The organism is Streptomyces sp. NPDC054956 (assembly GCF_053609185.1).
The window spans coordinates 1-3,888 of the sequence record NZ_JBSGXB010000479.1 but is presented as its reverse complement, the minus strand read 5'-3'; the positions used below and the strand labels follow the sequence as shown (position 1 = coordinate 3,888).

Below are 3,888 nucleotides of genomic sequence, written 5' to 3'. Positions count from 1 at the left end.
TCCCTCCCCGGCTCCCCCGGCCTCTAAGCACGGGGGGGTGTTGGGTGTGTGGGCCTCCACCCCCCCCCCCCCACCACTCGGCATTGTCCGGCCCGGCGTCACTTGACGCAGGCACCTCCAGTGGGTTGCATACGTTCTGTGATCACATACCGGACATCGGGAGCCACATCATGGACCCGGTGATCGTCGTCGGCGCGGGGCCCGTCGGGCTGTCCCTGTCCCTCGCCCTGGCCGGCCAGGGCGTGCCCTGCGTCGTGCTCGACGAGGGACCCGGCAAGGACGAACCCCGCCCCGCCCGCACCGTCGCCCTGCACGCCGACACCGCCGCGATGGTGCACCGGCTGGGCTGCGCGACCCTGCGCGACGAGGGCACGTACTTCGCCGCCTGGCGCACCATGCGGCGCGGCCGCGCATCGCAGCGGATCACCTTCGAGGACGGCCCGGCCCCGGCACACCTGCCCCAGCACGCCCTGACCCGCGGACTGCGCGACGCCGCCGTCGCGCACCCCCTGGTCCAGCTGGTCACCGAGAGCAAGATCGACGCCCTGGAGCAGGACGGCCACGGGGTCACCGCCCACACCCGGGGCGCCGAGACCACGTGGTGGCGCGGCAGTTACCTGGTCGGCTGCGACGGAGCCCGCTCCACCGTGCGCAAGCTGCTCGGCATCCGCTTCCCCGGCCGCACCGCCGTGGAACGGCACGCCGTGGCCGCCCTGCGCACCGAACTGCCCTGGCCGGGCGAGGCCTTGCTGGACCGCAACCCGCCGGAGGAGGTCACCGCCCGGCCGCTGCCCGACGGGGTCTACCGGCTGGACTGGCTGCTCCCGGCGCGCGGCGACCTCGTCACCCCCGACGCGCTGGTGACCCTCATCCGCGACACCCTCGCCCTGTGGTGCGGCGGCACGACTCCCCCGTACGACCTCCTCGACACCGGGGTCCACACCCTGCACCACCGGCTCGCCCGGCGCTGGCGCGACGGCCGCGCCTTCCTCGCCGGGGACGCCGCGCACCTGCTCGGCGCGCTCGGCACCCAGGGCGTGGAGGAGGGGCTCCGGGACGCCGAGAACCTCGCCTGGAAACTCTCGCTCGCCTGGCACCAGGGGGCCTCCGAGGAGCTCCTCGACAGCTACGAGGCCGAGCGCCGCAGGGCGGTGGCCGCCCGGCTGCGCGCCGCCGACCAGGCCATGCCCGCGCTGCGCTCCGGCGGCGGCCTGCGCACCTACCTGCCCGGAGCCTCGCGGTCCGCCGAATCGCTCCTGACCGACGGGCACCTGGGGCGCGGCCCGCTGGGCGCGGAGCCCGTGTACGCCCCGCCCGTCGCCGTCCGCGAGGTCCCCACGGCCACCGAGCCGGGCGGGCCCGTCGCGAACATCCCGGTGACCGCGCCCGACGGCTCCACGGTGCCGCTGCGCGACCAGCTGGGCCGGGGCCGGCTGCTGGTCGTCCTCGTCGCGCCGGGCACCGGGGTCTGGGACCGGCGACACTGGCTCGGCGCCGGCCTGATGCCCCGCCTCGCGGCGGCGGTCAGCGCGCTCCCCGTCCGGGCCGAGCTGCTCGTCGCCGACGGCTACCCGGGGGCCGCGGCGCACACCGTGCTCCTCGTACGGCCCGACGGGCACCTGGCGGCCGCCTTCGCCGGGGTCCGCCCGGCCGAGCTGTACGAGGCGGCCGACGCGGTGCGCCACGGCGCGCCCGCGGCCTCAGGCTCGGGCTCGGGCTCGCCCAGGGCCCTGCCCGCGCCCACTCCCGCACCTGTGATCGATTGACCGGCCGTCCGATCTCGTGCTTCACTCGCCGACATGACCGGCAACGACGTACGCCTGTGGCGGAGGGTCCATATGGACCTGCTCCGCTACGCGGGCTGCGTGTGTCGCCCTTCCTGCTGATTCGCCATTCCTCCGCGCGCCCGTCGTGTGCCGCGCGCTCTCGCGAACCCCCAGGACGGTCATCCTCCATGTCTGCACCCACGCACGCCCCCGCCGCCGCGTACGCCGATCCGTACGCCTCCCAGCCCACCATCACGGCGGCGGCCCTCCTCGACTTCACCCGGCAGGTCGCCTCCGACGCCGAGCTGATCGCCTCCCTCCCCCTCGACCCCGAAGGCCGCACCTGGATCCGGCTCGACGGCCCCGGCGGCAGCGAGGCCTGGCTGATCGGCTGGCCCCCGGGCACCGGCACCGGCTGGCACGACCACGCCGAGTCCCGGGGCGCGTTCACCACCGCGCGGGGCAGCCTCACGGAGAACTCCCTGACGGTGCGGCTGCCCGCGGAAGGCTGGCAGTCGCTCTCCCTGGCCCCCGGTGTCGACCGCACCCGCGACCTGGGGCCGGGCACCGGGCGGGCCTTCGGCGAGCACCACGTGCACGAGGTGCTGAACGAATCCCCGACCGAGCACGCGGTCTCGGTCCACGCGTACTACCCGCCGCTCCCCCTGATCCGCCGCTACAGCCGCACCGGCCCGGTGCTCACGCTGGAGCAGGTCGAGCGTCCGGCGGACTGGCAGTGAGCGGCATCGACGCCCTCGTGGACCGGCTGCGCACCACGTACACCCGCGTGGACCCGGCCCAGGCGCACGCCGAATCCCTGGACGGGGCGCTGCTCGTCGACATCAGGTACCAGGCCCTGCGCGAGCGGGACGGGCTGATTCCGGGCGCGCTGGTCGTCGAGCGCAACGAACTGGAATGGCGCCTCGACCCCGAGGGGTCCCACCGCCTGCCGGAGGCGGTGGACCACGACATCCGGATCGTCGTCATCTGCAACGAGGGCTACGCCTCCACCCTGGCGGCGGCCTCCCTCCACGCACTGTCCCTCCCCAACGCGACGGACCTCACGGGCGGCTTCCAGGCCTGGCGCGCGGCGGGCCTCCCGGTGACCGCCCCTTCCTGACGCGCCCCTCGCACCGCACCCCTCCTCAACGCGCCCCTCGCACCGATCAGCGCGGGCGCGCTTCCCGGGCTTCGGCCCGCTGCGCCGGACTCCGTCCGGCGGGGGCTGGCCCGGGTGCGCTTCCCGGGCTTCGGCCGGCGAGGGTCGGCCGGAGTGCGACCACCGTGGTCCCGGCGCGGGGCCCGGTGGGCGGGTGCGGCTGGTCGGCCCTGCGGGGCAAGTCCCCTACCCACCCTTCGCCCGTTCCCCGTGGCTCCGCCCCGGACCCCGAAGCCCGGGGCGCGGACTGCGCCCGCGGCCCCCCGGGCGCTCCGCCCCGGACCGTGGCCGTCTGCGGCACCACTGCACGGGGGCCGGCCCCCGGACCCCCGCGCCTCAAACGCCGGCGGGGCTGATTCGACGCAGACGGGACTGAGCTCGCCCGGCGGGCAACAGCCAAATCCAGCCCCGCCCCCGCTGAGGACCGGGCCCAGACCGAGCCCAGGAGCACCCAGCCCCACCGACGTTCGAGGCACGGGGTCTGGGGCGGAGCCCCAGGAGTCCGGGCGCAGCCCGCATCCCCCTCCGGCCCCGCCCAACGCTCGAGGGCCGGCCCGGGCGACCCCGATCCAGCCCGCCCAACGCCTGAGCACCGGGTCCGGGCCAAGCCCGGGAGCACCCCCAGCCCCGCCGGCGTCTGAGGCGCGGCTCCGGGCCGAGCCCGGGGAACGGTGGAAGGGCGGGTAGGGGACAGCCCCGCAGGGTGTTCTTCCTGCCAGGGCCGGGGCCCGCAGCGGGACACCCCGTAGCCGAGGCCCGGCTACGGGGTGGGTGCCGGGGAACCGGCTACGGGGCCCGGCCCCGGGCTCCGGAGATGGGCCTCGGGCTCCGGGGCCGGGGCCTGGGGATCGGCCCCGGGGCTAGGGCGTGTCTTTCGGATCAGGCCGGATCAGCCCGCGGTGTCCGGTGCCGTGCATCGCAAGGCGGAGGAGGGAGGCGACGCGGAGCGTCGTCGACCGACGA

General features: G+C 76.4%; 4 protein-coding genes. All 4 read left to right on the top strand.

Translation table 11 applies throughout. The features are described 5' to 3' along the window. Positions 1-170 precede the first annotated feature (170 nt). The 4 genes from ACWGDE_RS36985 (at position 171) to ACWGDE_RS36970 (ending at position 2,886) form a co-directional block, all read left to right on the top strand. Positions 171-1,766 carry an FAD-dependent oxidoreductase gene (locus ACWGDE_RS36985; protein WP_453393465.1) on the top strand — a complete coding sequence of 532 codons (1,596 nt, stop codon included), beginning with the start codon at positions 171-173 and terminating at the stop codon, positions 1,764-1,766. Between the two features lie 33 nt (positions 1,767-1,799). Beyond that, positions 1,800-1,886 (top strand): putative leader peptide, encoded by an 87-nt coding sequence (locus tag ACWGDE_RS36980; RefSeq protein WP_311318651.1) that lies wholly within the window; start codon positions 1,800-1,802, stop codon positions 1,884-1,886. A gap of 68 nt (positions 1,887-1,954) precedes the next feature. Next, on the top strand, positions 1,955-2,506 hold the full coding sequence (locus ACWGDE_RS36975; protein WP_453393464.1) for a cysteine dioxygenase: 552 nt from the start codon (positions 1,955-1,957) through the stop codon (positions 2,504-2,506). After that, positions 2,497-2,886 (top strand): rhodanese-like domain-containing protein, encoded by a 390-nt coding sequence (locus tag ACWGDE_RS36970; protein WP_453393466.1) that lies wholly within the window; start codon positions 2,497-2,499, stop codon positions 2,884-2,886. The genes ACWGDE_RS36975 and ACWGDE_RS36970 overlap by 10 nt, the downstream gene beginning before the upstream one ends. The last annotated feature ends 1,002 nt before the right edge of the window (positions 2,887-3,888 follow it).